This window comes from Komagataeibacter kakiaceti JCM 25156 (assembly GCF_000613305.1).
The window spans coordinates 1-2,213 of record NZ_BAIO01000395.1 but is presented as its reverse complement, the minus strand read 5'-3'; the positions used below and the strand labels follow the sequence as shown (position 1 = coordinate 2,213).

Annotated in this window: 1 protein-coding gene and 3 pseudogenes; 3 read left to right on the top strand and 1 reads right to left on the bottom strand. The window is 68.2% G+C overall.

The annotated features are described in order from the left end of the window. Positions 1–557 (bottom strand): annotated as a pseudogene (gene panC, locus JCM25156_RS24730) (pantoate--beta-alanine ligase); the annotation flags it as partial. Between the two features lie 181 nt (positions 558–738). Between panC and JCM25156_RS30020 the strand changes: the two are divergent. From JCM25156_RS30020 to cobA, 3 genes and pseudogenes are all read left to right on the top strand, one after another. Continuing rightward, positions 739–888 carry a hypothetical protein gene (locus JCM25156_RS30020; protein WP_183481615.1) on the top strand — a complete coding sequence of 50 codons (150 nt, stop codon included), beginning with the start codon at positions 739–741 and terminating at the stop codon, positions 886–888. 86 nt (positions 889–974) lie between these two features. Beyond that, positions 975–1,409 (top strand): annotated as a pseudogene (locus JCM25156_RS32680) (precorrin-2 dehydrogenase/sirohydrochlorin ferrochelatase family protein); the annotation flags it as partial. Positions 1,410–1,474: 65 nt separating this feature from the next. Next, positions 1,475–2,213, top strand: a pseudogene (gene cobA / locus JCM25156_RS32675) (uroporphyrinogen-III C-methyltransferase); the annotation flags it as partial.

The window sequence follows — 2,213 nt, the reverse complement described above, 5'->3', positions numbered from 1 at the left end:
CGATGACAGGGCCAGACCGTCGGCTCGCGCTTCGTCGGGCAGGTCACGATCTCGACCGGCAGATCCAGATCGGCCACCATGCGGCGGACCACCTGAACCTGCTGGAAATCCTTTTCACCAAAAAAGGCGCAGTCCGCCAGCGTCTGCATGAGCAGCTTGCACACCACCGTCGCCACGCCATCGAAATGCCCCGGCCGCGCGCTGCCGCACAACCCCTCCGACACGCCGGAGACCGTGATGCGCGTGGCGAAGCCGGGCGGGTACATCTGCGCCACCGTGGGGGCGTACAGCACATCCACCCCGGCATCGGCCAGCAGGCGCGCATCCGCCTCCAGCGTTCGGGGGTAGGTGGTCAGGTCATCGGCGTTGTCGAACTGGATCGGGTTGACGAAAACCGTCGTAACCACACGGTCCGCCCGCGCGCGCGCCGCCTGCACCAGCGACAGGTGGCCTGCGTGCAGCGCGCCCATTGTCGGCACCACGCCCACGCGCTGCCCGGCCTGCTTCCATGCCCTGACACGCGCGCGCAGGTCGTCCACGGTGCTTACGATTTCCATCGGCTGCATTCACGCTGTTCCTTTCCACGGTCCACGGCCATGCGGGGGCAGGCCGGGCGCATGTTGCTTACCACCATTCCCGCCCCGGCGTGAGGGGGCGGCCCCCATCAATTCATGCAGGGGCGTGGTGGTGGCGGGGCTTTTCTGCTATGTCGGCCAATGCGTCATGCAGGAGGTTTTTTTGGCCCGTTTTCTTCCCGTTCTCGGTATCTGCGCCATCGTGCTGTCGCTGGCCGCATGCGCCTCCAATACGCCGGGATCGGTCAGGGACCGTTCGACATGGGCGCGCTGGGGCTATGCCGAAGGGTTGAAGAACGTCGCCTCCCACTGATATGGCGCGGCGCGGCGCGCCACATGACATGACTGACCAGCCCCCCACCAGCCACGGGACGCCGGCGCGACCGGCTGTTTGACTGTATGACCAATATTTCCGAACCCGCATGGTTCCCCCTTGCGCTGCGTCTGGACGATGTCCGGGTGCTGGTGGTGGGCGGGGGCATGATCGCCGCCAACAAGGTGCGCCTGCTGCTGGCGCATCGCGCGCGGGTGCAGGTCATCGCCGCCCGCCTGGATGACGAAATGCGCGAGTGGGAGAAAACCGGCGCGATCACCCATATCGCCACCAGCGCCGACGCCCGCACCCTGCGCGCCGCCATGCCCGGCTGCCGCCTTGTCTACGCCGCGACCGATGACCGTGAAATCAACCGCGCGGCCGCCGCCATCGCGCGGGAGATGAACATTCCCGTCTGCGCGGTGGATGATCCAGCACCCTCCAGCTTCATCACGCCCGCGCAGACCCATCGCGGGCTTGTACGCATCGCCATCTCGACCGGGGGGGCCGCACCCGTTCTGGCGCGCCGCCTGCGTGAACAGGTGGAAAGCGTCATACCCGAGGCACGGGCGAACTGGCCCTGTTCATGCAGGAGCAGCGCGAGCATGTCGGGCGCGCCTGCCCTGACATCATGCGCCGCAGGCGGGTATGGGAAACCTTTCTGGACGGGGCGGGCGCGCAGGCGGCCCGGCAGGGCGAAAGTGCCCGCGCACGCGCCATACTGGATGACATCATTGCCGGAACCACCACGCGTGGCGAGGTATGGCTGGTGGGCGCGGGCCCGGGCGACCCGGACCTTCTGACCCTGCGCGCGCTGCACATGATGCAGAACGCCGACAGCGTGCTGTATGACCAGCTCCTTTCCCCCGCGCTGCTGGACCGGGTGCGCCGGGACGCGGAACTGGTTTTCGTGGGCAAGCGCCGCAACAGACACACCATGCCGCAGGAGGAGATCAACGCCGAGCTGGTGCGCCGCGCGCAGGCGGGCCAGCGCGTGCTGCGCCTGAAGGGCGGCGACCCGTTCGTGTTCGGCCGGGGGGGGAGGAGATCGAGGCCCTGATGGGACTCGGCCATTCCCTTTCAGGTCGTTCCCGGCATTACGGCGGCGAACGGATGCGCGGCCTATGCCGGTATTCCCCTGACCCATCGCGACTGCGCGCAAGCCTGCATGTTCGTGACCGGCCACGCCCGCGCGGATGGCACGCTGCACCTGCCATGGGACAGCATGGCCCGGCCGGGGCAGACGGTTGTCATCTACATGGGGGTCTCCGCCCTGCCCGCGCTGTGCGCGCGGCTTATGGATCACGGCCTGCCGGCGGACTGGC